The sequence below is a fragment of the Kitasatospora sp. NPDC088861 genome (assembly GCF_044750105.1).
Lineage (GTDB): Bacteria > Actinomycetota > Actinomycetes > Streptomycetales > Streptomycetaceae > Kitasatospora.
On record NZ_JBIVJF010000001.1, the window covers coordinates 59,434 to 85,972 of the forward strand.

General features: G+C 72.5%; 22 protein-coding genes. 17 read left to right on the plus strand and 5 right to left on the minus strand.

The features are described 5' to 3' along the window. Nucleotides 1-448 precede the first annotated feature (448 nt). Nucleotides 449-1,411 carry a Ppx/GppA phosphatase family protein gene (locus ACIP37_RS00315; protein WP_363587751.1) on the minus strand — a complete coding sequence of 321 codons (963 nt, stop codon included), beginning with the start codon at nt 1,409-1,411 and terminating at the stop codon, nt 449-451. Between the two features lie 96 nt (nt 1,412-1,507). Further along, nucleotides 1,508-2,359 carry a glycerophosphodiester phosphodiesterase gene (locus tag ACIP37_RS00320; RefSeq protein ID WP_363587749.1) on the minus strand — a complete coding sequence of 284 codons (852 nt, stop codon included), beginning with the start codon at nt 2,357-2,359 and terminating at the stop codon, nt 1,508-1,510. A 267-nt stretch (nt 2,360-2,626) separates the two neighbouring features. On the opposite strand from ACIP37_RS00320, the gene ACIP37_RS00325 reads away from it, so the two are divergent. Then, a complete protein-coding gene (locus ACIP37_RS00325; RefSeq protein ID WP_363632237.1) occupies nt 2,627-3,463 on the plus strand; it encodes a hypothetical protein in 837 nt (278 codons plus the stop codon). A 50-nt stretch (nt 3,464-3,513) separates the two neighbouring features. On the opposite strand, the gene ACIP37_RS00330 is transcribed toward ACIP37_RS00325, so the two are convergent. Both ACIP37_RS00330 and ACIP37_RS00335 read right to left on the minus strand, forming a co-directional pair. Further along, nucleotides 3,514-4,683 carry an NADH-quinone oxidoreductase subunit D gene (locus tag ACIP37_RS00330; protein ID WP_363587747.1) on the minus strand — a complete coding sequence of 390 codons (1,170 nt, stop codon included), beginning with the start codon at nt 4,681-4,683 and terminating at the stop codon, nt 3,514-3,516. Further along, nucleotides 4,680-5,696 carry an SAM-dependent methyltransferase gene (locus tag ACIP37_RS00335; RefSeq protein ID WP_363587745.1) on the minus strand — a complete coding sequence of 339 codons (1,017 nt, stop codon included), beginning with the start codon at nt 5,694-5,696 and terminating at the stop codon, nt 4,680-4,682. The genes ACIP37_RS00330 and ACIP37_RS00335 overlap by 4 nt, the downstream gene beginning before the upstream one ends. A gap of 128 nt (nt 5,697-5,824) precedes the next feature. Between ACIP37_RS00335 and ACIP37_RS00340 the strand changes: the two genes are divergently transcribed. The 15 genes from ACIP37_RS00340 (at nt 5,825) to ACIP37_RS00410 (ending at nt 23,940) form a co-directional block, all read left to right on the plus strand. Continuing rightward, nucleotides 5,825-7,051 carry a sensor histidine kinase gene (locus tag ACIP37_RS00340; protein ID WP_363587743.1) on the plus strand — a complete coding sequence of 409 codons (1,227 nt, stop codon included), beginning with the start codon at nt 5,825-5,827 and terminating at the stop codon, nt 7,049-7,051. Nucleotides 7,052-7,088: 37 nt separating this feature from the next. Then, nucleotides 7,089-7,778, plus strand: a complete 690-nt coding sequence (locus tag ACIP37_RS00345) for a response regulator transcription factor (RefSeq protein ID WP_350878413.1) — start codon at nt 7,089-7,091, stop codon at nt 7,776-7,778. A gap of 211 nt (nt 7,779-7,989) precedes the next feature. Continuing rightward, complete coding sequence (locus ACIP37_RS00350; protein ID WP_363587795.1) at nt 7,990-8,919, plus strand: DUF2520 domain-containing protein; 930 nt, start codon at nt 7,990-7,992, stop codon at nt 8,917-8,919. Further along, nucleotides 8,919-9,824, plus strand: coding sequence for a pantoate--beta-alanine ligase (gene panC / locus ACIP37_RS00355; protein WP_363587740.1), 906 nt, complete (start codon nt 8,919-8,921; stop codon nt 9,822-9,824). Before ACIP37_RS00350 ends, panC begins: the two co-directional genes overlap by 1 nt. Nucleotides 9,825-9,902: 78 nt before the next feature. After that, the gene (panD, locus tag ACIP37_RS00360) at nt 9,903-10,352 is read left to right on the plus strand and encodes an aspartate 1-decarboxylase (protein WP_363587738.1); all 450 of its coding nucleotides are present in this window, start codon (nt 9,903-9,905) and stop codon (nt 10,350-10,352) included. Nucleotides 10,353-10,368: 16 nt separating this feature from the next. Next, nucleotides 10,369-12,042, plus strand: a complete 1,674-nt coding sequence (locus ACIP37_RS00365) for an L-aspartate oxidase (RefSeq protein WP_363617793.1) — start codon at nt 10,369-10,371, stop codon at nt 12,040-12,042. Between the two features lie 4 nt (nt 12,043-12,046). Next, a complete protein-coding gene (nadC, locus tag ACIP37_RS00370) occupies nt 12,047-13,018 on the plus strand; it encodes a carboxylating nicotinate-nucleotide diphosphorylase (protein WP_063348830.1) in 972 nt (323 codons plus the stop codon). Between the two features lie 30 nt (nt 13,019-13,048). Then, on the plus strand, nt 13,049-13,834 hold the full coding sequence (locus ACIP37_RS00375) for a type III pantothenate kinase (protein WP_363589006.1): 786 nt from the start codon (nt 13,049-13,051) through the stop codon (nt 13,832-13,834). 156 nt (nt 13,835-13,990) lie between these two features. Next, nucleotides 13,991-14,731 (plus strand): hypothetical protein, encoded by a 741-nt coding sequence (locus tag ACIP37_RS00380; protein ID WP_363589008.1) that lies wholly within the window; start codon nt 13,991-13,993, stop codon nt 14,729-14,731. 94 nt (nt 14,732-14,825) lie between these two features. Then, a complete protein-coding gene (gene lysX / locus ACIP37_RS00385; RefSeq protein ID WP_079135798.1) occupies nt 14,826-16,382 on the plus strand; it encodes a bifunctional lysylphosphatidylglycerol synthetase/lysine--tRNA ligase LysX in 1,557 nt (518 codons plus the stop codon). Nucleotides 16,383-16,644: 262 nt separating this feature from the next. Continuing rightward, nucleotides 16,645-17,082: a BlaI/MecI/CopY family transcriptional regulator gene (locus ACIP37_RS00390; protein ID WP_363589010.1), complete on the plus strand. Its 438-nt coding sequence runs from the start codon at nt 16,645-16,647 to the stop codon at nt 17,080-17,082. Nucleotides 17,083-17,092: 10 nt separating this feature from the next. Further along, entirely contained in the window at nt 17,093-17,629 is a 537-nt protein-coding gene (locus ACIP37_RS00395) for an amino-acid N-acetyltransferase (RefSeq protein WP_350878402.1), read from the plus strand. 91 nt (nt 17,630-17,720) lie between these two features. After that, nucleotides 17,721-18,071, plus strand: a complete 351-nt coding sequence (locus ACIP37_RS00400) for an Lsr2 family protein (protein WP_350878401.1) — start codon at nt 17,721-17,723, stop codon at nt 18,069-18,071. Between the two features lie 650 nt (nt 18,072-18,721). After that, nucleotides 18,722-21,241, plus strand: coding sequence for an ATP-dependent Clp protease ATP-binding subunit (locus ACIP37_RS00405; protein WP_350878400.1), 2,520 nt, complete (start codon nt 18,722-18,724; stop codon nt 21,239-21,241). Between the two features lie 341 nt (nt 21,242-21,582). Beyond that, the gene (locus ACIP37_RS00410; protein ID WP_400809974.1) at nt 21,583-23,940 is read left to right on the plus strand and encodes an immune inhibitor A domain-containing protein; all 2,358 of its coding nucleotides are present in this window, start codon (nt 21,583-21,585) and stop codon (nt 23,938-23,940) included. Nucleotides 23,941-24,039: 99 nt separating this feature from the next. Here ACIP37_RS00410 and ACIP37_RS00415 read toward each other — a convergent pair whose 3' ends face one another. Continuing rightward, entirely contained in the window at nt 24,040-25,233 is a 1,194-nt protein-coding gene (locus ACIP37_RS00415; RefSeq protein ID WP_363632233.1) for a beta-eliminating lyase-related protein, read from the minus strand. 373 nt (nt 25,234-25,606) lie between these two features. Between ACIP37_RS00415 and ACIP37_RS00420 the strand changes: the two genes are divergently transcribed. Continuing rightward, complete coding sequence (locus ACIP37_RS00420; protein ID WP_363589017.1) at nt 25,607-26,527, plus strand: M23 family metallopeptidase; 921 nt, start codon at nt 25,607-25,609, stop codon at nt 26,525-26,527. Nucleotides 26,528-26,539: the final 12 nt, after the last annotated feature.

Below are 26,539 nucleotides of genomic sequence, written 5' to 3' on the forward strand. Positions count from 1 at the left end.
CTCGCTTCGGGCTTCGTCCCCGCGGGCTTCGTCCCGGCGGGCTTGCTCACTTCGGACTTCGTCCCGACAGACTTCGTCCCGGCGGGCGTCTTCGCCTCGGACGCGCCTCCCGCGGGCTGCTTCGCCTCGGGCGCGGACGGCTTCTCGGTGGCCTTGCGCGCGGCGCTCTTGCGCCCGGTGCGCCGGGCCGCCTCGACGGCCTTCGCGGCCTGCGCCCCGGTGGCGCCCTTGACGGCCTTGCCGAGTTTGCGGCGCGGGCCGTCCGGCCGCGGCTGCCCGTCCCCGGGAGCGCGGCCCTCCCGCGTCCCGTCCTCGCCCGCTGGTTGCGCCACGGGAGACAGCGTAAGCGGACCGCGCTCCGAACGGGACCGGATCCCCGGCCGGCCCCGGCGGGAGCCGCCGGACGGGCCATGGGGCCGACGGTGTGGAGCCCTGCGGCGCGGGGGCCCTACGGGGTGAGGGCCGGGCGGCGGCGGTCGGCGGAGCCGTCCATGGCGTCCAGGCGGCGCAGGATGATGCCCTCGCGCAGCGCCCACGGGCAGACGTCCAGCTCGTCGAGGCCGAACAGGTCCATCGCGGCGTCCGCGACCAGCGCCCCGGCCAGCAACTGCTTGGCGCGGCCCTCGGAGACGCCGGGGATCCGCGCCCGCTCCTCGACGGTCATCGAGGACAGTCGCGGCAGCCAGGCGGACAGCCCGCTGCGGGTGAGCCGACGGTCGGCGTACGGGCCGGCGTCGGCGGGGGCGGCGCCGGTCATCCGGGCCAGCTGCTTGAAGGTCTTGGAGGTGGCGACGGCGTGCTGCGGCGCGCCGAGCCGGGCGACCTCGCCCGCGACGGTGGCCATCTCGGCCCGGATGTGGCGTCTCAGCCCGCGCAGCCCGTCCGGGTCGGCGACGTCGCCGGGCAGCCAGCGGGCGGTGAGCCGGCCGGCGCCCAGCGGCAGCGAGCAGGCGACGTCGGGCTGCTCGTCCAGGCCGCAGGCGATCTCCAGCGAGCCGCCGCCGATGTCCAGGTTGAGCAGTCGGCCCGAGGACCAGCCGAACCAGCGCCGGACGGCCAGGAACGTGAGCCGGGCCTCGTCCTGCCCGGACAGCACCCGCAGCTCCACCCCGGTCTCCGTGGCGACCCGGCGCAGCACCTCCTCGCCGTTGGCGGCCTCCCGGACGGCGGAGGTGGCGAACGGCAGGATGTCGACGACCCCCTTGTCCTCCGCGACCCGCAGCGACGAGGCGATGTGGCCGACCAGCCGCTCGACGCCTGCCTCGCTTATCGCGCCGTCGCCGTCGAGCAGTTCGGCCAGCCGCAGTTCGGCCTTGTGCGAGTACGCGGGCAGCGGGGCGGCACCCGGATGGGCGTCCACCACGAGGAAGTGGACGGTGTTGGAACCTACGTCGAGTACACCGAGTCGCATAACTCTCCACGCTACGCGATCCGGCCCCGGGCGAAACCGGTCTCGACCGTCTTCACACCGGTCCCGGCCGTACCCCGCCTCCGGCGACCGGACGCGTCAGTGGCCGCGCGGTCCGGCCCGGCGCTCGGGGCGGCAGTTGGTGTCCACCCAGCGGCGGGCCCGGCCCGGGGTGTCGGTGATCAGGCCGTCGGCGTCCCGGGCCGACATCAGCTGCCAGGACTCCTCGTCGTCGAGCGTCCAGACGTACACCTCGCGGCCCGCCTTGCGCTCGGCGGCGATCCGGGAGGCGCTGGCCAGCGCCGCGTCCAGAGCGATGCCGCGCAGCGGCAGGTCACCCGGGTCCTCGGCGATGGCGGAGCCCTGGATCAGCACGACCGGCAGGGCGGGCGCGGCGGCGTGGGCCTGGCGCAGGTGCTCCGCCGAGAACGAGTAGAGGACGACCCGGGCACCGCTGGCGGCGGCGATCCGGGCGATCCGGGTGACGTCCTCGGCGCGCTGCCACTTGATCTCCATCAGCAGGGTGGCGTTGCTGTCGGAGAGGCGCTTGAGCAGTTCCTGGAGGGTGGGGACGGGCTCGGTGGGGCCGGGGCCGACGGTCACCCGCAGGGCGGCGATCTGGGCGGCGGTCAGGTCGGCGATGGCGCCCTTGCCGTTGGTGGTGCGGTCCACCGTGGGGTCGTGCATCAGCACCGGGACGCCGTCCCTGGTGGTCTGGACGTCGGTCTCCAGCCAGTCGGCGCCCTGGTCGAGGGCGGTCTCGAAGGAGGCCATGGTGTTCTCGGGGGCGTTGCGCGGGGCGCCCCGGTGGCCGATCACCACCGGGGCGTCGCACAGCGGAGCGGCGGCGGCCGACCGGGCCCGCAGCGCGGGCGCGGAGGCGCACCCGGCGGCCAGGACCGCGAGGGCGGCGAGGACGGCCGTCTGGGCGGCGCGGGGCGAGGCGGTCACGGCTCGGTGCTCCAGTGGTGATCCGGGGTGTTCCAGGGCATCCAATACGGGTCAACGCGAGATCATCAAACTGATCTGACAACCCGACAGTGCCGCCCGGTTCCCTCCAGCCTGCGGTCGGCCGGCCGCCACCGGCGCCGCGGCGCACCCCGGATCACCCGGACGGGTCCGGGCAGGCCGCCCCGAAGGCTCTACCCTTGCCGGGTGGCACCAGCAGAAACGTCCAAGAAGAAGTCCAAGGCCTCCCCCGCCCCCGTCGACCTGGCGATGCCGACCCTGCGCGGCGAGGCCCCGCTCGGCGGGATCCCCCGTGACGAGGTCCCGCTCGACTTCCCGCGCGCCTGGGTCGAGTTCGCCGACCCCGACGACGAGGAGCAGGTGTTCCGCTGCGACCTCACCTGGCTGACCTCCCGCTGGGGTTGCGTCTTCGGCCAGGGCTGCCACGGCATCCGCGAGGGCCGCGGCGAGTCGGACGGCTGCTGCACGCTGGGCGCGCACTACTCGGACGAGGACGACGAGAAGCGCGTCCTCGGCCACGCGAAGCGGCTGACGCCCGAGCTGTGGGAGAACTTCGCGCACGGCACCGACGCCGCGGGCCGGATCACGTCCGACGGCGGCGTCACCATGCTCGACGAGGACGGCGACCGCCAGACCCGCCGGGTGAACGGGGCCTGCATCTTCGTGAACAGCCCCGGCTTCGCGGGCGGCGCCGGCTGCGCGCTGCACGCGCTGGCGCTCAAGGAGGGCCGGGAGCCGCTGGAGACGAAGCCGGACGTCTGCTGGCAGCTGCCGGTCCGCCGCACCTACGACTGGATCGACCGGCCGGACGACACCCGCTACCTCCAGGTCTCGATCGGCGAGTACGACCGCCGCGGCTGGGGCCCGGGCGGCCACGACCTGCACTGGTGGTGCACGGGCAGCCCGGCGGCGCACCAGGGGCCGGACCCGGTGTACGTCAGCTACCGCCCCGAGCTGACCGAGCTGATGGGCAGGGCGGCGTACGACGTGCTGGCCGGCCTGTGCGCGGAGCGGATCGCCACCAAGGGCGACCGCAAGGTGGCCCCGCACCCGGCCGACCCGGCCAAGCGGCCGAAGAAGGGCTGAGCCCGGGAAGCACCGGGCCCGCGCGGGCCCGGCCCGCGAAGGGCCGGGCCCTACTTGTCGATGTCCCCGACGACGAAGAACATCGACCCGAGGATCGCCACCATGTCCGCGACCAGCGTCCCGGGCAGCAGCTCGGTCAGCGCCTGGACGTTGTTGAAGGACGCCGAGCGCAGCTTGAGCCGCCACGGCGTCTTGTCGCCGCGCGAGACCAGGTAGTAGCCGTTGATGCCGAGCGGGTTCTCGGTCCAGGAGTAGGTGCTGCCCTCGGGGGCCTTGAGCACCTTGGGCAGCCGCTGGTTGACCGGGCCGGGCGGCAGGGTGGCGATCTTGTCGAGGCAGGCGTCGGCGAGGTCCAGCGAGTTGAGGGTCTGCTCCAGCAGGCACTCGAACCGGGCCAGGCAGTCGCCCTCCTCGCGGGTGACCACGGTGAGCACCTGCCGCAGTTCGTCGGAGCCGTACGCGAGGTAGGGCTCGTCGCGGCGCAGGTCGAAATCGAGGCCGCTGGCGCGGGCGATCGGCCCGCTGACGCCGTACGCCTCGGCCTGGGCCCGGGTGAGGGCGCCGACGCCGGCGGTGCGGGCACGGAAGATCTCGTTGCCGAGGACGAGGTCCTCGAAGACCGGCAGCTGGGAGCGGACGGTGGCGACGGCGGTGCGGACGCGGCCGAGCCAGCCGGCCGGGATGTCCTCCTTGAGGCCGCCGACCCGGTTGAACATGTAGTGCATGCGCCCGCCGGAGGCCTCCTCCAGGACGTGCTGGAGGTCCTCGCGGGCGGTGAAGGCGTGGAAGATCGGGGTGATGCCGCCGAGTTCCAGCGGGTAGGAGCCGAGGAACATCAGGTGATTGAGCACCCGGTTGAGTTCGGCGAGCAGGGTGCGGATCCACACCGCCCGCTCGGGCACCTCCATGCCGAGCATCCGCTCGACGCCGAGGACGACGCCGAGCTCGTTGCCGAAGGCGGAGAGCCAGTCGTGCCGGTTGGCCAGCATGATGATCTGCCGGTAGTCGCGGGCCTCGAACAGCTTCTCCGCGCCCCGGTGCATGTAGCCGATCACCGGCTCGGCGGTGATGATCCGCTCGCCGTCGAGCACCAGCCGCAGTCGCAGCACGCCGTGCGTGGCGGGGTGCTGCGGGCCGATGTTGAGCACCATGTCGGTGGTGCCCGCCTCGCCGGTGAAGTTCTCGGCTCCCGCCCCGATGCCGACCGTGGTCTCCCTCATGAGGTCAGAGTCTGCCACCCCGGCAGGGCGGCCAGGGCCTCCGGTACCGGCATGCGGACGGCCTGGGCGAGCCAGCCGAAGGCGCCGAGCCCGGCCGGGTCGGTCAGTTCGGCGCCCTCGCCGGCCCCGCCGAGCGCCCGCAGGTAGCCGGCCGGGTCGGTGGAGGCGAGCGCGAGCGGCGGCCGGGCGCCGCTCACGCCGAGGGCGCGCAGGGCGTCCCGCTGGGTTGTCCACAGGCTGTGGAGGCCGGGCGCCGCCGCGGAGTCCAGGGCGACGTGCGCGGTGACGTCGCAGGAGCCGTCCGGCACCGGCGACACCTCGCGGCCGCCCCGGAAGCCGGTGAGGGTGCCGAACAGCGGGCGCCGGTCGGCGGTGTGCCCGTAGTCGACGGCGACGGCCAGGCCGCGCTCCAGCCCGGCGACGGCCCGCGCCCAGGCGGCGTCCCGGGGGCCGCCGAACTCCACGAAGTCCCCGGGGTGCCCGACCGGCCACCAGCGCTCGGCCCAGGCCGCGTCGGCCGCCGAGGCGGGCCCGCCGAGCCGTTCCCCGCCGGTCGCGGTGTCCACCTCCCAGTAGCGCAGCACCCCGTCCTCGTCGACCTCGCCGACGTCCAGCGGCACGTTGTCCAGCCATTCGTTGGCGAACAGCAGCCCGGTGAGGCCGCGCGGCACCTCGTCCGTCCACAGGGCTGTGGACGGCAGGCCCGCCGGGCGCCGCGCGATCTCCACGCCGTACGGGCGCAGCCGCGCCAGCACCTCGCCGGGCAGTTCGGCCAGCACCCCGGTGAGCAGTTCGCCGCGTCCGGCCCCGACGTCGACGAGGGCCAGCTCCTCCGGACGGCCCAGGGCGGCGTCAACCTCCAGTAGCAGCCGGGCCACCGCGCGGGCGAACCTCGGCGAGGCGTGCACCGAGGTGCGGAAGTGCCCGGCGGGGCCCTCCGGCCTGCGGTAGAAGCCGCCGTCCGGGTCGTACAGGGCCTGCTCCATGGCGGGCGCCCACCGCATCCAAGTCATAGCGCGGGACGCTACCCGGAGCCGGGCGCGCCCTCCCCACCGGTACGGTGCGTCTCCGACCTACGGAGTAGGACGGATCGCCCTACCGGCGGACCTGAACACGCCAGGTGACTGCCTAGGCTGGAGACGTGCATCGACTCAACGCCTGGCTCCGCCGTCACCCCGTGGTGGTCGACGCCGCCTGGGCTGCGATGGTGCTCTTCGCCAGCCTGCTGCCGAACGACAGTTCCAGCGACGGCTGGCGCTTCGACGCACAGATCCTGATCGCGGTGCTGCTGCCCGCGCTCATGGTCTTCCGCCGACGCTTCCCCGACGTCACCGTGGCCGCCGCCACCGGCCTGGGCCTCGGCCAGGTGGCCGCCGACGTCCTCCCGGCCGCCTCCTCCATCGCCTACCTGGTGTTCGCGTACACCGGCGCCGCCTTCGGCCAGAAGTGGACGTCCCGGCTGGCGCTGGTCGCCGGGCTGGCCGCCGGGCCCCTGGTGTTCTGGCAGCTCCACCCGCTGAAGACGGTCTCCAACGGCGCCGGGGACTTCCACACCCGCCCGTACTCCTTCGGCGAGGCGGCGCTGATCACGCTGCTGATGAGCACCCCGTTCATCCTGTGCTGGGCGTGGGGGCGGCTGACCAGGGTGCGCCGGGCCTACCTGACCGAGCTGGAGGACCGCGCCGCCCGGCTGGAGCGCGAGCGGGACGCCCAGTCCAAGGTGGCGGTGGCCGCCGAGCGCGCCCGGATCGCCCGCGAGCTGCACGACGTGGTCGCGCACAACGTCTCGGTGATGATCGTCCAGGCCGACGGCGCCGCGTACGTGCTCGACAACTCGCCGCAGCAGGCGAAGGAGGCGCTCGGCACGATCGCGTCCACCGGCCGGCAGGCGCTGGTCGAGATGCGCCGCCTGCTGGGCGTGCTGCGCACCGCCGACACCGCCGAGGAGTACGTGCCGCAGCCGGGCGTCGAGGAACTGCCGGAGCTGCTGGAGCAGGTCCGCACGGCCGGGCTTCAGGTGGACTACGCGACCTCCGGGCATCCGCGCGAGCTGCCGCGCGGCGTCGAGCTGACGGTCTACCGGATCGTCCAGGAGGCGCTGACCAACGTCCGCAAGCACGGCGGCCCCGACGTGCACGCCCGGGTCGCGGTCGACTTCGGCGAGCGCGAGCTGGCCGTCCTCGTCGAGGACGACGGCCGCGGCAGCACCGACGAGCAACTGGCCACCGGCGGCACGGACGGCCTCGGCCACGGCCTGATCGGCATGCGCGAGCGGGTCGGCATGGTCAGCGGCAGCCTCGACGTGGGCCCCCGCCCCGGCGGCGGCTTCCGGATCCGCGCCATCCTGCCGCTCAAGGCGGCCCACTAACCCCCCGGTCCCCCCGACGCCCCCCGAAGGAGCCACCTTGACCATCCGCGTGATGCTGGTCGACGACCAGGAACTGCTGCGCACCGGTTTCCGGATGATCCTGCAGTCGCAGGGCGACATCGAGATCGTCGCCGAGGCCGGCGACGGCGCCCGGGCCCTGGAGCAGCTGCGGCACACCGAGGTGGACGTGATCCTGATGGACGTGCGGATGCCGCGCCTGGACGGGGTGCAGACCACCCGCCGGATCTGCCTGGCCGAGGACGGCAGCCCCGTGCCCAACGCCCCGCACGTGCTCATCCTGACCACCTTCGACCTGGACGAGTACGCCTTCGCCGCGCTCAAGGCCGGCGCCAGCGGCTTCCTGCTCAAGGACGTCCCGCCGACCGAGCTGGTGGCCGCGATCCGCGCGGTGCACGGCGGGGACGCGGTGGTCGCGCCGACCACCACCCGCCGCATGATCGACCGCTTCGCCGAGGTGCTGCCGACTCCGCAGAGCGCGCCCGGCGCGGACGCCCTCGGGCCGCTGACCGAGCGGGAGCGGGAGGTGTTCCTGCTGGTCGCCCAGGGGCTGTCGAACGGCGAGATCGCGGCCCGGCTGGTGCTCTCCGAGGCCACCGTGAAGACCCACGTCGGCCGGATCCTCGCCAAGCTCGGCCTGCGCGACCGGGTCCAGGCCGTGGTGCTCGCCTACGAGGCCGGGCTGATCCGGGCCGGGGCGACGGACTGAGCGCCCCCGGGCATCCCCGGGCATCCCGTGGAGCACCCCGTGGAGGACCGGCTGAGCGCCCGTAGAATGGGCCGGTACGTCCGGTACCCGAAGAGGACCGGAACGAGGAGCTAAGGACGAGGGCCGGGCCGTGAACACGTCCGACAGTGCCGACCACGCCGCCGACGGCGGGTTCGCCCCGCTCGCCGACGGCTTCGGCGATCCGAGCCACCTGAACGACCCGAGCTACCCGGGCTACGCCGACGACCCGACCGACCCCGGCAACCGCCCGGCCCGGCTGGCCGTCGGCGTGGTCGGCACCGGCCGGGTCGGCCCGGCGCTGGGCGCCGCCCTGCAACTCGCCGGGCACACCGTGGTCGCCGCCTCCGGGGTGTCCGCCACCTCCCGCCGCCGCGCCGAGGCGCTGCTGCCGGGGGTGCGGATCGTCACCCCGCCGCAGGTGCTGGCCGCCGCCGACCTGGTGCTGCTCACCGTGCCGGACGACACGCTGGCCGACCTGGTGGCCGGCCTCGTCGCGACCGGCGCCGTCCGCCCCGGGCAGCTGCTGGTGCACACCTCCGGCGCGCACGGCGTCGGCATCCTGGAGCCCGCCACCCTGGCCGGGGCACTGCCGCTGGCGCTGCACCCGGCGATGACCTTCACCGGCACCTCCGTCGACCTGGACCGGCTGGCCGGCTGCCCGTTCGGGGTGACCGCCCCCGAGGAGCTGCGGCCGGTCGCCGAGGCGCTGGTGGTGGAGATGGGCGGCGAGCCGGAGTGGGTGCCGGAGCAGGTCCGCCCGCTCTACCACACGGCCCTCGCGCACGGCGCGAACCACCTGGTCACCCTGGTCGCGCAGGCGATGGACCTGCTGCGCACGGCCGGCGTCGCCGAGCCCGGCCGGCTGCTCGGCCCGCTGCTCGGCGCCGCCCTGGACAACAGCCTGCGCTCCGGCGACGCGGCCCTCACCGGCCCGGTCGCCCGGGGCGACGCGGGCACCGTGCGGCGCCACCTGGCGCAGCTCAGTACGGTGTCCCCGGACATCCCGGCGGCCTACCGGGCGATGGCCCGCGCCACCGCGCAGCGGGCGCTCGCCAACGGGACGATCGACGAAGCGTCGGCGGCGGCGCTGCTGGACGTACTGAACGAGGAGAATCGCTAATGGCACGCGGAAAGCAGCCGGTCAGGACCCAGCGGGCGCCGAAGGTCCACCGGGCCGTCGTCACCCGCACCGTGGACGACTTCGAGGCCGCGTTCTGGCCGGACGAGCGCCCGGTCGACAACGCCGTCGTGATGACCATGGGCGCGCTGCACGAGGGCCACGCCGCGCTGATCCGGGCCGCCCGCAAGCAGGTCGGCCAGGAGGGCCGGGTGGCGGTGACGGTCTTCGTCAACCCGCTGCAGTTCGGCCCGGCCGAGGACCTGGAGCGCTACCCGCGCAGCCTGGACGAGGACGTGAAGCTGGCCGAGGAGAACGGCGCCGACGTGGTGTTCGCGCCCTCCGTCGACGAGGTGTACCCGAACGGCCGGCCGCAGGTGCGCCTGTCGGCCGGCCCGATGGGCGAGCGCTTCGAGGGCGCCACCCGCCCCGGCCACTTCGACGGCGTGCTGACCGTCGTCGCCAAGCTGCTGCACATCACCGACCCGGACTTCGCGTTCTTCGGCGAGAAGGACGCGCAGCAGCTCGCGATCATCCAGCGGATGGTCGCCGACCTGGACTTCGACGTCGAGGTGGTCGGGGTGCCGACCGCCCGCGAGGAGGACGGGCTGGCGCGCTCCTCGCGCAACCGCTACCTCTCCACCGACGAGCGCGAGCAGGCCCTCGCCCTCTCCAAGGCGCTGTTCGCCGGCCGGGACGCCGCCGCCCAGGGCCCGAAGGCCGTCCGCGAGGCCGCCTCGGCCGTCCTGGACGCGGCCGAAGGCATCACCCTCGACTACCTCGCCCTGATCGACCCGCACGACTTCAGCGAAGCGGCGGACGACTTCCAGGGCGCGGCGGTGCTGGCCGTCGCCGCGAAGGTGGGTTCCACCCGCCTGATCGACAACGTCCACGTCATCTGCCGCTAGGCAACCGGCCACCCGGCACGGAACCGTTCGGCAAGAGCTCCCCTTTCAGGCATGCACTCACAGGAGGCGTGACCCGCAATGCTCCGCACCATGCTCAAGTCCAAGATCCACCGGGCCACCGTGACCCAGGCCGACCTGCACTACGTCGGCTCCGTCACGGTGGACGAGGACCTGCTCGACGCCGCCGACCTGCTCCCCGGCGAGCTGGTCCACATCGTCGACATCGACAACGGGGCCCGGCTGGAGACCTACACCATCGCCGGCCCGCGCGGCTCCGGCGTGATCGGCATCAACGGCGCCGCCGCTCGCCTGGTCCACCCCGGCGACCTGGTCATACTCATCGCCTACGGGCAGATGGACACGGCCGAGGCCAAGGGCTACGAACCGAGCATCGTCTTCGTGGACGAGCGGAACCGGATCACCGGCCTGGGCGGCGACCCCGCCGAGGCCCCGGAGGGCACCGGACTGCTCCGCGGCGACGGGGCGTACGGTGACGGCAACGGCGCGGCCCCGACCGCCGCGCGCTGAAGGAGCCACTGACGCCATGTCCGCCACGCACCGCCTCACCGCCCCGGCTCCCGGCTGGACCGCCACCACCGACGTGGTCGTGGTCGGCTCCGGGGTGGCCGGCCTCACCGTCGCCCTCAACGCCCGCAAGGCCGGCCTGCGGACCATGGTGGTCACCAAGGCGATGCTGGACGACGGCTCCACCCGCTGGGCCCAGGGCGGCATCGCGGCCGCCCTGGGCGAGGGCGACACCCCCGAGCAGCACCTGGACGACACCCTGGTGGCCGGCGCCGGGATCTGTGACGAGGAGGCCGTGCGCACCCTGGTCACCGAGGGCCCGGACGCCGTCCGCCGGCTGATCGCCGTCGGCGCCGCCTTCGACCGCGGCGCCGACGGCGAGATCCTGCTCACCCGCGAGGGCGGCCACCACCGCCGCCGGATCGCGCACGCCGGCGGGGACGCCACCGGCGCCGAGATATCGCGCGCCCTGGTGGAAGCCGTCCGCAACGACCCCGGCGTCGAGCTGATCGAGCACGCCCTCGTCCTCGACCTGCTCACCGACGCCGACGGGCACGCCGCCGGCCTCACCCTGCACGTGATGGGCGAGGGCCAGCGCGACGGCGTCGGCGCCGTCCGGGCCCGCGCGGTGGTCCTCGCCACCGGCGGCATGGGCCAGGTCTTCTCCGCCACCACCAACCCGGCGGTCTCCACCGGTGACGGCGTGGCGCTCGCCCTGCGGGCCGGCGCCGCCGTCACCGACCTGGAGTTCGTCCAGTTCCACCCGACCGTGCTCTGGCTCGGCCCGGAGGCCGAGGGCCAGCAGCCGCTGGTCTCCGAGGCGGTCCGCGGCGAGGGCGCCCACCTGGTGGACGCGCACGGCACCCGCTTCATGCTCGGGCAGCACGAGCTGGCCGAACTGGCCCCGCGCGACATCGTCGCCAAGGCGATCACCCGGCGCATGCAGGAGCAGGGCGCCGAGCACATGTACCTGGACGGGCGGCACTTCGGCGCCGAGATGTGGCAGCAGCGCTTCCCGACCATCTTCGCCTCCTGCCGCGCGCACGGCATCGACCCGGTCACCGAGCCGATCCCGGTCGCCCCGGCCGCGCACTACGCCTCCGGCGGCATCCGCACCGACCGGCACGGCCGCACCAGCGTCCCCGGCCTGTACGCCTGCGGCGAGGTCGCCTGCACCGGGGTGCACGGCGCCAACCGGCTGGCCTCCAACTCGCTGCTGGAGGGCCTGGTCTTCGCCGAGCGGATCGCCGCCGACCTCGCCGACCGCCACCGCCGCGGCGCACTGCCCGAGCGCGCCGTGGACGTCGCCGCCGCCCGCGCCGCACGGCCGGTGCCGCTGCCCGCCCCCGAGTCGCGCGCCGAGATCCAGCGGCTGATGTCGCGCGGCGCGGGCGTGCTGCGCTCGGCCGCCACGATGGCCGGCACCGCCGCCGGGCTGGCCCTGCTCACCGAGCAGGCCCACGCGCACGTCGCCGAGGAGAAGCCCGCCGACCCGCGGGTGGAGACCTGGGAGGCCGCCAACCTGCTGCTGGTCGCCACCGCGCTGGTCGCGGCCGCCGCGCAGCGCGAGGAGACCCGCGGCTGCCACTGGCGCGAGGACTTCCCCGAGCGCGACGACGCCCACTGGCGGCGCCACCTGATCACCACCCTCACCGCCTCCGGCGGCCCCGTCAGCACCCCTGAGGAGCAGTAGAACCATGACCCACTCCCACGAGGAACTCCCCCTGGCCGACGCCCAGGGCGGCTGCGGCGACGGCTGCGCCTGCGGGGACGGCGAGGGCTACGAGACCGGCCTGGACCCGCAGCTGGCCGAGCTCCTGGAGCAGGCCGGACTGGACCCGATCGAGGTCGAGGACATCGCCACCCTGGCACTGGCCGAGGACCTGGCCGGCGGCGAGGACGTCACCTCGGTGGCCACCGTGCCCGCCGAGGCCGTCGCCACCGCCGACTTCACCGCCCGCCAGGCCGGCGTGGTGGCCGGCCTGCGGATCGCCGAGGCGGTCGTCTCGCTGATCTGCGAGGAGGAGTTCGAGGTCGAGCGGCACGTCCAGGACGGCGACCGGGTCGAGGCCGGCCAGGTCCTGCTGTCGGTCCGCTCCCGCACCCGCGACCTGCTCACCGCCGAGCGCAGCGCGCTCAACCTGCTCTGCCACCTGTCCGGCATCGCCACCGCGACCCGCGCCTGGGCCGACGCCCTGGAGGGCACCGGCGCCGTCGTCCGGGACACCCGCAAGACCACCCCGGGCCTGCGCGCGCTGGAGAAGTTCGCGGTGCGCTGCGGCGGCGGCGCCAACCACCGGATGGCCCTGTCCGACGCCGCCCTGGTCAAGGACAACCACGTGGTCGCGGCCGGCGGCGTCGCCGAGGCCTTCCGGGCCGTCAAGGCCGCCTACCCCGACCTGCCGGTCGAGATCGAGGTCGACACCCTGGAGCAGATCCCGCCGGTACTGGCGGCCGGGGCCGACCTGATCCTGCTGGACAACTTCACCGTCCCGCAGCTGAAGGAGGCCGTCGAGCTGGTGGCCGGCCGGGCGAAGCTGGAGGCCTCCGGCGGCCTGACCCTGGCCACCGCGCGCGAGGTCGCCCAGACTGGTGTCGACTACCTGGCGGTGGGCGCGCTCACCCACTCCTCGCCGATCCTGGACATCGGCCTCGACCTGCGCGCCTGACCTCTCGTCCCGACTCGCAGAAAGCGCCCCATGCTCCTCACCATCGACGTCGGCAACACCCAGACCACGCTCGGCCTGTTCGACGGCGAGGACGTGGTGGAACATTGGCGGATCTCGACCGATTCGCGCCGCACGGCCGATGAACTGGCAGTGCTGCTACAGGGGTTGATGGGCAACCACACCGCAGTCCGGGAGGCCACGGTGGAGGGCCTGGCGATCTGCTCGTCCGTTCCCGCCGTGCTCCACGAGCTCCGTGAGGTGACCCGCCGCTACTACGGCGACGTCCCCGCGGTGATCGTGGAGCCCGGCGTGAAGACCGGGGTGCACGTCCTGATGGACAACCCCAAGGAGGTCGGCGCCGACCGGATCGTCAACGCCCTGGCCGCCAACCACCTGTACGGCGGCCCGTGCATCGTGGTCGACTTCGGCACCGCCACCACCTTCGACGCCGTCAACGCCCGCGGCGACTACGTGGGCGGCGCGATCGCCCCCGGCATCGAGATCTCGGTGGAGGCGCTCGGTGTCCGCGGCGCCCAGCTGCGCAAGATCGAGTTGGCCCGGCCCCGCAACGTGATCGGCAAGAACACCGTCGAGGGCATGCAGTCCGGCATCCTGTACGGCTTCGCGGGCCAGGTCGACGGCCTGGTCGACCGGATGGCCAAGGAGCTGTCCAAGGACCCGGACGACGTCCAGGTGATCGCCACCGGCGGCCTGGCCCCCCTGGTCCTCGGCGAGGCCTCCACCATCGACGTCCACGAGCCCTGGCTCACCCTGATCGGCCTGCGCCTGGTCTTCGAGCGCAACCGCCCGGCCTGACCGGCCCCCGGGGCCCACCGTCGGCGCCCCCCGGTCCGTCCGGGGGGCGCCGACGCGCGTCCTCCCCCACTCCCGCGGCCGATTCCGCCGGGCCGAACGTGGGGCGTCGGCGCGACGCTACCGACAAATCGGATATTCCTCACGTAGTGTCAGCCCATGCCTACGCCACACGGATCGCGCGGCGGCATGGCCTTCAGCGCCGACGAAGTCCGCGTGCTGCGCCGCGCCCTCGCCCAAGCCCTGCACCCCGCCGTCCCCGTCCACCTCCAGCTCCCCGACCGTCCGGTGTTCGCCGGCCCGGGCGCCGAGCTGTGGGCGGAGGACGTCCAGGACGCGCTGCGTCTGACCGAGGCGATCGACGAGGCCGTCCAGGAGGGCGGCCGGCTGCGCGCCTTCCTGCTCGCCGACCTCGGGCGCTACCGGGCGGCCCTGCCCGGCAGCGCCCCCGGCTACCTGGAACGCCTGGAGGAAGCCGTGACCGACGGCTACCTGCCCGGCCCGGAGGACCTCACCGCGCTGCGCGGGCTGACCCGCCAGCCGTGCGGCCACGGCGAACGCGCCCGCCGCTCCCGGCTGGCCGGCCGCTGCCACGCGCTGGCCGAGGCCGCCGTCCGCGAGCGGCTCGCCCTCACCACCGGGCAGCCCCGCCACCTCGTCGTCGTACCGAGCCCCGCCGCACCCCCGAGCAGTCTCCCCACCCCTGTTGGAGGACGGATCACGATGAGCAGCACCGACTCCCCCGCCGAGCGGCCCACCGCCCCCCAGAACCCGCCCCGCCCGCACCGGATGCCCACCCCGGCCGAACTCTTCGGGCGCCGCCCCAAGCCCCCCGCCCACCCCGCGCCCCCGGCCGCGCCGGACCCCGACGAGATCGAACTCGCCACCGGCACCGGCTGAGCCGCCCGCACCCGAGGAGGGGGACCGCCGACGCGGCCCCCCTCCTGCGTTATCCCGTGGCGGAGCACGGTGTGTGGCTGGCTACCCTTGTGGGGTGAGCGATCAGAGCCCCATCCCCGCGACCGACGACCTTCCCGAGCAGATGCGCGTCCGGCGCGAGAAGCTGGACCGGCTCCGGGCGGCCGGTGTCGACCCCTACCCGGTCGGCTTCCCCCGCACCAGCACCATCGCGGACCTGCGCGCCAAGCATCCGGACCTGGAACCCGACACCGCGACCGGTGAGCGGGCCGGCGTCACCGGCCGGGTGATCCTCTCCCGCACCGGCGGCAAGCTCTGCTTCGCCACGCTGCGCGACGGCACCGGCGACCTCCAGGTGATGTTCTCCCTGGACAAGCTGGGAGCGGAGCGGCTGGCGGCCTGGAAGACGGACATCGACCTGGGCGACCAGGTCGGCGTCGAGGGCGAGGTGATCACCTCCAAGCGCGGCGAGCTGTCCGTGATGGTGGACCGCTGGGAGCTCACCGCCAAGTGCCTGCGCCCGCTGCCGGACAAGCACAAGGGCCTGACCGACCCGGAGGCCCGGGTCCGCCAGCGGTACGTCGACCTGATCGTCAACCCCGAGGCCCGCGAGATCCTGCACCTGCGCAGCAAGGTGGTCCGCTCGATCCGCCGCACCTACGAGGACCGCGGCTACATCGAGGTCGAGACCCCGATGCTGCAGCCGGTGCACGGCGGCGCCAACGCCCGCCCGTTCAAGACGCACATCAACGCGTACGACATCGACCTCTACATGCGCATCGCCCCCGAGCTGTACCTCAAGCGGCTGGTGGTCGGCGGCGCCGAGAAGGTCTTCGAGATCAACCGCAACTTCCGCAACGAGGGCGCGGACTCCACCCACAACCCGGAGTTCACCTCGCTGGAGTCGTACGAGGCGTACGGCGACTACGACACCCAGGCCGAGCTGATCCGCGAGACGATCGTCAACGCGGCCCGGGACGCGCTGGGCACCACGGTGATCAAGGGCCTGGACGCGCACGGCGTGGAGCACGAGATCGACCTGGCCGAGCCGTGGGAGGAGGTCTCCGTCTACCCGGGCATCTCCGCCCGCCTGGGCGTCGAGGTCACCCCGGAGACCGGCGTCGAGGAGCTGCGCAAGCTGGCCTTCGACCACGGCATCCCGTTCGACAAGGACTGGGGCCACGGTCAGATCGTGCTGGAGATGGTCGAGCGCCTGCTGGAGGAGAACGCCGTCCGGCCGACCTTCATCAAGGACTACCCGACCGAGGTCTCCCCGCTGACCCGCCAGCACCGCTCGGTGCCGGGCGTGGCCGAGAAGTGGGACCTGGTGATCTTCGGTACCGAGATCGGCACCGCCTACTCCGAGCTGGTCGACCCGGTCGAGCAGCGCGCCCGCCTGACCGCGCAGTCCCTGCTGGCGGCCGGCGGCGACGTCGAGGCGATGCAGATCGACGAGGACTTCCTGCGGGCCCTGGAGTACGCGATGCCGCCGACCGGCGGCCTCGGCCTCGGGGTGGACCGCCTGATCATGCTGCTGACCGGCAAGAACATCCGGGAGACCGTGCTCTTCCCGTTGGTGAAGCCGGAGGCGAAGGCTTCCGCCGCGACGGCGGAGAAGACCGAGGAGGAGTGACTGATGGACTACGTCAGCGCGATCGTGCCGCCGCTGGTCATGGCGATCGGCTTCGGATTCCTGGTGCGGGCCATCATCCGCAGCCAGGGCGGAGCCCAGAAGGCCAAGGAAGACCTCGACTGACCCGCGAGCGAACCCGCGACTGACACCGTCAGCCGCCGAACCACCGGCGCGCCGCCATTCCCGATTCCGGGGGTGGCGGCGCGCCGGTTTGGCGCACTTCACAAGATTTGCCCCATTCACTCCCTATCCTGGCCGCACTATGGTCCGGCAACTCGGTGAACTTGAGAACGCCATCATGACCCGGGTGTGGCAGTGGAACCGGCCGGTGACGGTTCGCGAGGTTCTCCTGGATCTGCAGTCGGAACGCGAAATCGCGTACACCACGGTGATGACCGTCCTGGACAAGCTCCACAGAAAGGGCTGGCTGCGCCGCGAGCGGGTCGGCCGGGCCTATCGATATGAACCGGTCTCGTCCCGCGAGGCGTACACCGCGGCGCTGATGAACGACGCGTGGGCCACCAGTGACAATCCGGCCGCGGCCCTGGTGCACTTCTTCGGCCTGATGTCGCCCGGGCAGCGCGAGGCGCTGCGGGACGCCTTGCGGGTCACCGCTCTGTTCCCGCCGGATCCGCCCCCCGCCGAATCCGCGGAGCCGGGACCGGATACCGGGGAGACCCCGCCGGGCGCGACACGATAACGTCCCGGCCATGGAGGTCACCATCCGCCGTGCGCGGACCACGGACGTGCGGACCGTACGCGGGCTCATCGACGCCTACTCGCGCGACGGCATTCTGCTCGACAAGCCCACAGTCACACTGTTCGAATCCGTCCAGGAGTTCTGGGTCGCCGAACGCGACGACACCGGTGCGGTGGTGGCCTGCGGCGCCCTGCACGTGATGTGGGAGGACCTGGCCGAGGTCCGCACGCTCGCCGTCGATCCGTCCTGCCGGGGCTTCGGGGTCGGACATCTGCTGCTGGAGAAGCTGCTGCAGACCGCGCGCTGGCTCGGCGTCCGTCGGATTTTCTGCTTGACGTTCGAGGTTCCGTTCTTCGCGAAACACGGTTTCGTCGAGATCGGAGAGCTTCAGGAAACCGATGATGGTACGACAGACCCGGCGGCGATCGCTACGGATGTCTATGAAGAACTTCTCCGCTCGTACGATGAAGGTGTCGCGGAGTTCCTTGACCTGGAGCGGGTGAAGCCCAACACACTGGGCAACTCGCGCATGCTGCTGCACCTCTGAGCGGCTCCGCGCCGGTCAAGGGTTTGTGTTTTCCGGAGAAAGGCGCTTTCCTTTCCTTAGGCAATGGGTCGTTTAGCGGAAAGGGAAGCCCGTGGCACAGAGGGTGCAGGTCATTCTTGAAGACGATCTCGACGGTGGTTCGGCGGACGAGACGGTGACGTTCGCGCTCGACGGCGTTGCCTACGAGATCGACCTGAAGAGCGTCAACGCGGACAAGCTGCGCGGTCTGCTGGCGCCGTACGTGGAGAAGGGCCGCAAGCAGAGCGGCCGGCTCGCCGGCCCGCGGCGCCCGGGTCGCGGCACCGCGCCGCGCCCCTCCGGCAGCGCGCCGGACACCGCGAAGATCCGCGCGTGGGCCAAGGAGCAGGGCATGGAGGTCAACGACCGCGGCCGGGTGCCGAGCACCGTCCGCGAGGCCTACGACAAGGCCAACGCGTCCTGACCCCGGCGCCACCGGAACGCCGGAGCGGATGCGGGGCCCCGGCGGCCGCACACGGCGCCGACGACACACGCGCGGGGCGCGGAGGACTCTCCTCCGCGCCCCGCGGCGCGCACCCCGGGGGCCGCAGGGCCACCGGTACCGGGGGGCGTCCGGGGCGCGGGCTCGGGCGGCGGAACAATCACGAGCTGTGCAACGCTGTAAGGGCGAAGCGGTAACGCCGGCACCACCGGGCGGCGTACCTGCCGCACCGGCCGTGCCGAACCGCCGTCGCCGCGACGCGACTTCTCGCCAGGCGAACACCGCCACCGCGGAAACTGCGCGAGAAGCGCCCCGATACCGGGTATGAATGCAGGTGGACGGGTTCTTCGACCCGTCCAGGGGCAGTATGCGTGACCGGCCGGAGACGGCCCGGCTCCGCCCCGGCGGCTCTTGTTCGCCGATGGCGTAGCGGTATCCGGTGCATCCGGGCCACCTGTGGGAACACCGTTTCCCAGCATCAGGTTGGGATTGGTGTCGGCTGGTCGCGCAGCATCTCGCTCCCGTACCGGGGAGTGAATCCGTGGGCCGCGCCGCTGAGCGGGACTAGCATGCGGAAGGACAGGGCGGGGACCGACCCCGAACTGCCCGACCGCTCTGAGGAGCGATAAACGATGTTCGAGAGGTTCACCGACCGCGCGCGGCGGGTTGTCGTCCTGGCTCAGGAAGAAGCCCGGATGCTCAACCACAACTACATCGGCACCGAGCACATCCTCCTGGGTCTGATCCACGAGGGCGAGGGCGTCGCCGCCAAGGCCCTGGAGAGCCTCGGGATTTCCCTTGAGGCCGTGCGCCAGCAGGTCGAGGAGATCATCGGCCAGGGGCAGCAGGCCCCGTCCGGCCACATTCCCTTCACCCCGCGGGCGAAGAAGGTCCTGGAGCTGTCGCTCCGGGAGGCGCTGCAGCTCGGCCACAACTACATCGGCACCGAGCACATCCTGCTCGGTCTGATCCGCGAGGGCGAGGGCGTCGCCGCCCAGGTCCTGGTCAAGCTGGGCGCCGACCTCAACCGGGTGCGCCAGCAGGTCATCCAGCTGCTCTCCGGCTACCAGACCGGCGGCGGCAAGGAGTCGGCCACGGCCGGCGGGCCCGCCGAGGGCACCCCGTCGACCTCGCTGGTCCTGGACCAGTTCGGCCGCAACCTCACCCAGGCCGCCCGCGAGGCCAAGCTCGACCCGGTCATCGGGCGCGAGAAGGAGATCGAGCGGGTCATGCAGGTGCTGTCCCGCCGCACCAAGAACAACCCGGTCCTGATCGGCGAGCCCGGCGTGGGCAAGACCGCCGTGGTCGAGGGCCTGGCGCAGGCGATCGTCAAGGGCGAGGTCCCGGAGACGCTCAAGGACAAGCAGCTCTACACGCTGGACCTGGGCGCCCTGGTGGCCGGCTCGCGCTACCGCGGTGACTTCGAGGAGCGCCTGAAGAAGGTGCTCAAGGAGATCCGCACCCGCGGCGACATCATCCTGTTCATCGACGAGCTGCACACCCTGGTCGGCGCGGGCGCCGCCGAGGGCGCCATCGACGCCGCCAGCATCCTCAAGCCGATGCTGGCCCGCGGCGAGCTGCAGACCATCGGTGCGACCACCCTGGACGAGTACCGCAAGCACCTGGAGAAGGACGCCGCGCTGGAGCGCCGCTTCCAGCCGATCCAGGTCGCCGAGCCGTCGCTGCCGCACACCATCGAGATCCTCAAGGGTCTGCGCGACCGCTACGAGGCCCACCACCGGGTCTCCATCACGGACTCCGCGCTGGTCGCCGCCGCCACCCTGGCCGACCGCTACATCTCGGACCGCTTCCTGCCGGACAAGGCGATCGACCTGATCGACGAGGCCGGCTCCCGAATGCGCATCCGCCGGATGACCGCGCCGCCGGACCTGCGCGAGTTCGACGAGAAGATCGCCGACGTGCGCCGCGAGAAGGAGAGCGCGATCGACGCGCAGGACTTCGAGAAGGCCGCGTCCCTGCGCGACGACGAGAAGCAGCTCCTTCAGGCCAAGGCCAAGCGCGAGAAGGAGTGGAAGGCCGGCGACATGGACGTCGTCGCGGAGGTCAACGAGGAGCTCATCGCCGAGGTCCTGGCCACCGCCACCGGCATCCCGGTCTTCAAGCTGACCGAGGAGGAGACCTCGCGGCTGCTGCGCATGGAGGACGAGCTGCACAAGCGCGTCATCGGCCAGAAGGACGCCATCAAGGCGCTCTCCCAGGCCATCCGGCGCACCCGTGCGGGCCTCAAGGACCCGAAGCGCCCCGGCGGCTCGTTCATCTTCGCCGGCCCGTCCGGCGTCGGTAAGACCGAGCTGTCCAAGACGCTCGCCGAGTTCCTCTTCGGCGACGAGGACGCGCTGATCGCGCTCGACATGTCCGAGTTCTCCGAGAAGCACACCGTCTCCCGGCTCTTCGGTTCGCCCCCCGGGTACGTGGGCTACGAGGAGGGCGGCCAGCTGACCGAGAAGGTCCGCCGCAAGCCGTTCTCCGTCGTCCTCTTCGACGAGGTCGAGAAGGCCCACCCGGACATCTTCAACTCGCTGCTGCAGATCCTGGAGGACGGTCGCCTGACCGACTCCCAGGGCCGCGTGGTCGACTTCAAGAACACCGTCATCATCATGACGACCAACCTCGGCACCCGGGACATCTCCAAGGGCTTCAACCTGGGCTTCGCGGCCACGGGTGACTCCACGACCGGGTACGAGCGGATGAAGGCGAAGGTCGGCGAGGAGCTCAAGCAGCACTTCCGCCCCGAGTTCCTGAACCGCGTCGACGACATCGTGGTGTTCCACCAGCTGTCCGAGGAAGACATCATCCAGATCGTCGACCTGATGATCGAGAAGGTGGACGGCCGCCTCAAGGACAAGGACATGGGCCTGGAGCTCAGCGTCGAGGCCAAGAAGCTGCTGGCCAAGCGCGGCTACGACCCGATCCTGGGCGCCCGGCCGCTGCGCCGCACCATCCAGCGCGAGATCGAGGACCACCTCTCCGAGAAGATCCTCTTCGGCGAGCTGCGGGCCGGCCACATCGTGGTCGTCGGTGTCGAGGGTGAGGGCAAGGAGGCCAAGTTCACCTTCCGCGGTGAGGAGAAGTCGGCCGTCGCGGACACCCCGGCCGCGGTCGCCTCGTCCGGCCCGGACCTGACGAAGTAGCAACATTTAACAGACAACTTCACAGCTACCGAGCCCCCGGCGTCCGCGCCGGGGGCTCGGCGCGTTCCGGCCGACCGGACCGGGGGCGCCCGTGGGCGAGGGCGGATGGCCTCGCGGCGGGCTGGTGCGGGTGCGTCCGATTTCTCAGTAAGCTTTAACGGACATACGGTTGACATATGGTCAGCTGATCGGAAGTTGCGCAGGATAGCGCCGTGGCCATGTCATGGTCAAGGGCTATCTTTTCTGTCCACGCTTGTATCAAATGACGTCCACCTGTCTTTCATTTTGGTTTGCCGGGCTTTGGCCAAGAGCTGGCCCCGGTCGGGGAGGACGTCACAACTTTGAAGAACATCAGGAGATCCGCTGCGGCTGCCACGGCCGCAGCGGTCATAGTCGCGCTCGGCGCGGGCCTGTTCCCGGCCACCGCCGTCGCCGCGGGCTCGGCTCCCGCACCCAGGGACCCGGCCGACGCCGTCCAGTCCGCCAACATCGAGCACAACCTGCCGGGCCCGCTGACCGAGAAGGTCGAGGCCGAGCAGAAGGCCGCCACCGAGCAGCTGATCGCGGGCACCGCCCAGGTCGAGCAGCACAACGGCAGCAGCAGCATCAAGCTGGGCAAGGACAAGTACGTGGAGCTCGGTCGCGAGCGCACGGACAAGATCTTCACCATCCTCGTCGACTTCGGCGACCAGGTGGACAACACCACCAAGACCGAAGACGGCAAGGTCATGTACGGCGGTGAGCCCGGCCCGAAGCACAACGAGATCGAGAAGCCGGACCGCGCCAACGACAACTCGACCGCCTGGCAGGCCGACTACAACCAGCAGCACTTCCAGGAGCTGTACTTCTCCAAGGACAAGCCCTCGCTGAAGACCTTCTACGAGAAGCAGTCCTCGGGCCGCTACTCGGTCGACGGCGTGGTCTCGGACTGGGTGCGGGTGCCGTGGAACGAGGCCCGGTACGGCTCGGACTACTGCGGCTCCAACGTCTGCGACAGCGCCCAGGACCTGATCCGCGACGCCGTGGACATCTGGTACAAGGACCAGCTGGCCAAGGGGCAGACCAAGGAGCAGCTCAAGGCCACCCTGGCGTCGTACGACCAGTGGGACCGCTACGGCTCCCACAACGACGGGAACTTCAACCAGCCCGACGGGTACATCGACCACTTCCAGATCGTGCACGCCGGTGAGGACAAGTCGGCCGGCGGCGGCAAGCAGGGCAGCAAGGCCCTGTGGGCCCACCGCGCGTACGCCTACGGCAACCTGAACGGCCAGGCGGGCCCGGCCGACAACAAGCTCGGCGGCGTCCAGGTCGGCGACTCCGGCTTCTGGATCGGCGACTACACGATGCAGCCGGAGAACGGCGGCCTCGGCGTCTTCGCCCACGAGTACGGCCACGACCTCGGTCTGCCGGACCTCTACGACACCGCCGGCACCGGCATCGACAACTCGGTCGGCTTCTGGTCGCTGATGTCCTCCGGTTCCTGGCTCGGCGAGGGCAAGGGCGCCATCGGTGACATGCCGAACGACCTCGACGCCTGGAGCAAGCTCAAGCTCGGCTGGCTGAAGTTCGACAAGGCCAAGGCCGGCACCGAGTCGACCCACCACATCGGCCCGGTCGAGTACAACAGCAGCCTCCCGCAGGCCCTGGTCGTCGAGCTGCCGAAGAAGACCATCCCCACCGACATCAACAAGCCCGCTTCGGGCAAGAGCGAGTGGTGGAGCGGCAGCGACGACAACCTGAACGTCACGCTCACCCGTGACATCGACCTGACCGGCAAGACCAAGGCCAGCCTGAACGCCAAGGCCTGGTACGAGCTGGAGGCGAACTTCGACTACGCCTTCGCCGAGGTCTCCACCGACGGCGGCACCAACTGGACCGCCCTGGACGGCACCTGGAACGGCAAGCCGATCACGAAGGACGCCGGCGGCCGCGCGGCCCTCACCGGTCTCACCGCCGCCTGGGGCGACGTGTCCTTCTCGCTGGACGCCTACGCCGGCAAGGCCGTCAAGGTCCGCTTCCACAACACCACCGACGGTGGCCTGCACTACCGCGGCTTCGCCGTCGACGACATCTCGGTGACCGCCGACGGTTCGACGGTCTTCAGCGACGACGTCGAGAACGGTGACAACGGCTGGGTGGCCAAGGGCTTCACCCGCTTCGCCGGCAGCTACACCAAGGACTACGGGCAGTACTACATCGCGGAGAACCGCCAGTACGTCTCCTTCGACCAGACCCTGAAGACCGGCCCGTACAACTTCGGCTGGGGTAACAGCCGGCCGAAGTGGGTCGAGTACTACCCGTACCAGCCCGGTCTGCTGATCTGGTTCTGGGACGAGTCGCAGCCCAACAACAACGTCAGCGCCCACCCGGGCCACGGTCTGATCCTGCCGATCGACTCGCACCCGACCCCGCTCAAGTGGAGCGACGGCGCCCTGCTGCGTCCGCGCATGCAGGGTTACGACTCGACCTTCGGCTCGCGCAAGACCAGCCAGCTGACCCTGCACAAGAACGGCGTCGAGACGGTCGTCCCGAAGGCCAAGGGCGTCGACGAGTTCTCGGACCTGAAGTCGTGGTGGTCCAAGGACAACCCGTACAGCGGCGTGGACGTCCCGAAGACCGGTACCAGCATCGAGGTCGAGAACGAGTCCTCGAACTACCTGGAGACCTGGATTCGGGTCCGCCCGGTCGACAACTGATCGGTCGAGCAGTAGCGATCAGCCTGTGACCAGGCGGTTCTGACCCACCACGTCCGGCCCGTCCCCGCATCGCGCGGGGGCGGGCCGGACGCTTTCCGGTCAGGCCCCGCTGCGGCTCCCACCGGCCCCGGCGCCCCGGGCCGGCAGCCGGTCCAGGAAGGCGGCGGCCGCCTCGGCGACGTCCGCCGCCGTCCAGTCGAGCGCGGACGCCGACACCGTGACCTCGGTCATCGCCAGGCCCGGCAGGTCCCGCTCGCGCCAGCCGCCGAACAGGGCGACCCCGGTCTCCTCGGCCAGCCCCAGCCCGGCCTCGTCCAACTCCCCGGCGGCGTACGGCAGCCAGAACTGGAACTGGTGGGTGTGCGGCGGGGCCGGGTGCACCCGGGCGCCCGGGACCGCCGCGAAGGCCGCGTCCAGCGCCTCGGCGACCACCTTGGCGTGCGTCACGTACCGCTCCAGCAGCGGGAGTCGGGCGTCCAGCCCGGCCAGCGCGGCGAGAGCCGCCGGCCACTGCTGGTAGAGCTGGCCGCCGTACCGGTGCCGCCAGGCCCTGGCGGTGCGGACGAAGCCCCGCGAACCGGCCAGCGCGGCGCCGCTGATGCCGCCGAGCGTCTTGTAGAAGGACACGTAGACCGAGTCGGCCAGCGCGACGATCTCCGGCAGCGGGTGCCCGAGGTGGAACACCGACTCCCAGATCCGGGCACCGTCCAGGTGCAGGGCCGCGCCGCACTCCTCCCGGACGACCCCGGCCAGCGCCGCCAGCGCCGCCCAGTCGGGCAGCACGAAGCCGGCCTCGCGCAGCGGCAGCTCCAGGCTGAGCGCGGCGTACGGCTCGTCGAAGGAGCGCAGTTCCTCGACGGTGGGCTGGCGCGGGGCCATGGTCGGCCAGACGCTGCGCAGGCCGGTCAGCACGCCGAGCGCGTGCCGCTCGTGCTGGTCGGTGTGGGCCAGCGGGTGGGTCGCGACGGTGCGCAGCCCGGCCGCCTCGGCGTGGATCCGCAGGGCGACCTGCTGGGCCATGGTGCCGGTGGGGAAGAAGGCCGCGTCCTCGGTGCCGAGCAGGTCGGCGACCGTGCGTTCGAGGGTGCGGACCACGCCGTCGCCGTACTGGTCCGGGCGGTGGTCCAGGTCATGGCCGCCGCCCTCCCCCGCGAGGGCGGCGAGGCGTTCGCGCATGCTCTGCGGCCGGTCGCCGGACAGGATCCGCTCGCAGCCGCGCAGGGCGGCGAAGCGGCGGTCCGGCAGGCTCGGGCGGTCATTGCCGTCGAGGTCTTCGCTCCTGTTGCCATACATGCGTCGATGGTCCCCCAGCGGGCCCGCCAGGTCAGCGGGGCGGACGGCGGAAAGGGGTGCGCGGCCGACCCAAACCCCGGACGGGCATGGCGCTGGTCACACCGGCCGGGCTCCCGTCGGGCGCGGTACGACCGGCGGTAGTAGCCCGGCCGCGGGCGCGGGCGGCCCGCCACAGGCCGGTGGTAGACGATCGGATCTCATGATCATTACTCCGTCAGCTTGAATCTCCGGCGCGACGCTGACTACACGCCGTAGTACGTCACGCCGTTTGGGACTCCGCTCGGTGACCGTTACACCTGAGTGGTCCCCCGCTCAGCACGCGCCCGAACGGGCACTTCGTGCTGCCCTCGTCCACCGTGAGGTACGGCTACCGATGTCCTCTGTCCCGCCCGTGGGGCCGGTCCTGCGCCGGCTCGCCGCCCGAACGGCGGCCCAGGCGGCGGCCTGGCAGCCCCGGCTCGGCCATGCCGCCCGCACCCATGCCGCGCCGCTGCGCGCGCTCGCCGCGCCCCGGCACCCGCTGCCCGGCGGGCACCCGCAGGCCGAACGGGAGCGCGCGGTGGTCGCCGCCGGGGCGGCCGCGGTGCTGCTCGCCGGCGCACTGCTGGTGGCCGCGCCCGGCAGCGCCTCGGCGCAGACCGTCCGGCCCACCACGCCCGGCAGCTCGGCCTTCACCGCGCCGCAGGCCGCCGTGCCCAGCCCGGGGCTGGTCCAGGTGGCCGGGCCGAGCCCGTACCGGCTGCCGAACGACGGCGACTCGGCGCAGGAGTTCGTGGCGGTGGCCGCCAACCTGCTGCCGGTGGAGCCGCCCGTCGCCGACGCGCCGGCCGAGGCCCCCGCGACGGAGCCCGAGGCCGCGCCCGCACCGGAGCCCGCTCCGGCTCCGGAGTGGTCGGCCCCGGTGCCGGACGCGCCGACCAGCAACCCGTACGGGGTGGCCAACTCCGAGTACGCCGCCGGGTACCACACCGGGGTGGACTTCGCGGTCGACCCGGGCACGCCGCTGCTGGCGGTCGGGAACGCGACCGTGGTGTCGGCCGGCTGGGACGGCTCGTACGGCAAGGAGGTCGTGCTGCGGCTGGAGGACGGGCACTACGCGCAGTACGCGCACCTGTCCTCGCTCGGGGTCTCGCCGGGGGAGCAGGTGTCGGCGGGCGAGCAGATCGGGCGGTCCGGGAGCACCGGCAACTCGACCGGACCCCACCTGCACTTCGAGATCCGCACCAGCAACCGCTACGGCGCGGTGGTGAACCCGATCGCGTACCTCGCGGGGCACGGCGTCACCGCGTTCTGAGCCCGGCCCCAG

What these genes read in the sequence shown, in the direction of transcription:
- ACIP37_RS00395 (WP_350878402.1), top strand. Translation starts at nt 17,093, where the DNA reads ATGGAGGTCACCATCCGCCGTGCGCGGACCACGGACGTGCGGACCGTA.
- ACIP37_RS00380 (WP_363589008.1), top strand. Translation starts at nt 13,991, where the DNA reads ATGCCTACGCCACACGGATCGCGCGGCGGCATGGCCTTCAGCGCCGAC.
- ACIP37_RS00405 (WP_350878400.1), top strand. Translation starts at nt 18,722, where the DNA reads ATGTTCGAGAGGTTCACCGACCGCGCGCGGCGGGTTGTCGTCCTGGCT.
- ACIP37_RS00325 (WP_363632237.1), top strand. Translation starts at nt 2,627, where the DNA reads ATGCCGACCCTGCGCGGCGAGGCCCCGCTCGGCGGGATCCCCCGTGAC.
- ACIP37_RS00390 (WP_363589010.1), top strand. Translation starts at nt 16,645, where the DNA reads ATGGTCCGGCAACTCGGTGAACTTGAGAACGCCATCATGACCCGGGTG.
- ACIP37_RS00420 (WP_363589017.1), top strand. Translation starts at nt 25,607, where the DNA reads ATGTCCTCTGTCCCGCCCGTGGGGCCGGTCCTGCGCCGGCTCGCCGCC.
- panD (WP_363587738.1), top strand. Translation starts at nt 9,903, where the DNA reads ATGCTCCGCACCATGCTCAAGTCCAAGATCCACCGGGCCACCGTGACC.
- panC (WP_363587740.1), top strand. Translation starts at nt 8,919, where the DNA reads ATGGCACGCGGAAAGCAGCCGGTCAGGACCCAGCGGGCGCCGAAGGTC.
- ACIP37_RS00315 (WP_363587751.1), bottom strand. Translation starts at nt 1,411, where the DNA reads ATGCGACTCGGTGTACTCGACGTAGGTTCCAACACCGTCCACTTCCTC.
- ACIP37_RS00375 (WP_363589006.1), top strand. Translation starts at nt 13,049, where the DNA reads ATGCTCCTCACCATCGACGTCGGCAACACCCAGACCACGCTCGGCCTG.
- ACIP37_RS00330 (WP_363587747.1), bottom strand. Translation starts at nt 4,683, where the DNA reads ATGAGGGAGACCACGGTCGGCATCGGGGCGGGAGCCGAGAACTTCACC.
- nadC (WP_063348830.1), top strand. Translation starts at nt 12,047, where the DNA reads ATGACCCACTCCCACGAGGAACTCCCCCTGGCCGACGCCCAGGGCGGC.
- ACIP37_RS00415 (WP_363632233.1), bottom strand. Translation starts at nt 25,233, where the DNA reads ATGTATGGCAACAGGAGCGAAGACCTCGACGGCAATGACCGCCCGAGC.
- ACIP37_RS00335 (WP_363587745.1), bottom strand. Translation starts at nt 5,696, where the DNA reads ATGACTTGGATGCGGTGGGCGCCCGCCATGGAGCAGGCCCTGTACGAC.
- ACIP37_RS00365 (WP_363617793.1), top strand. Translation starts at nt 10,369, where the DNA reads ATGTCCGCCACGCACCGCCTCACCGCCCCGGCTCCCGGCTGGACCGCC.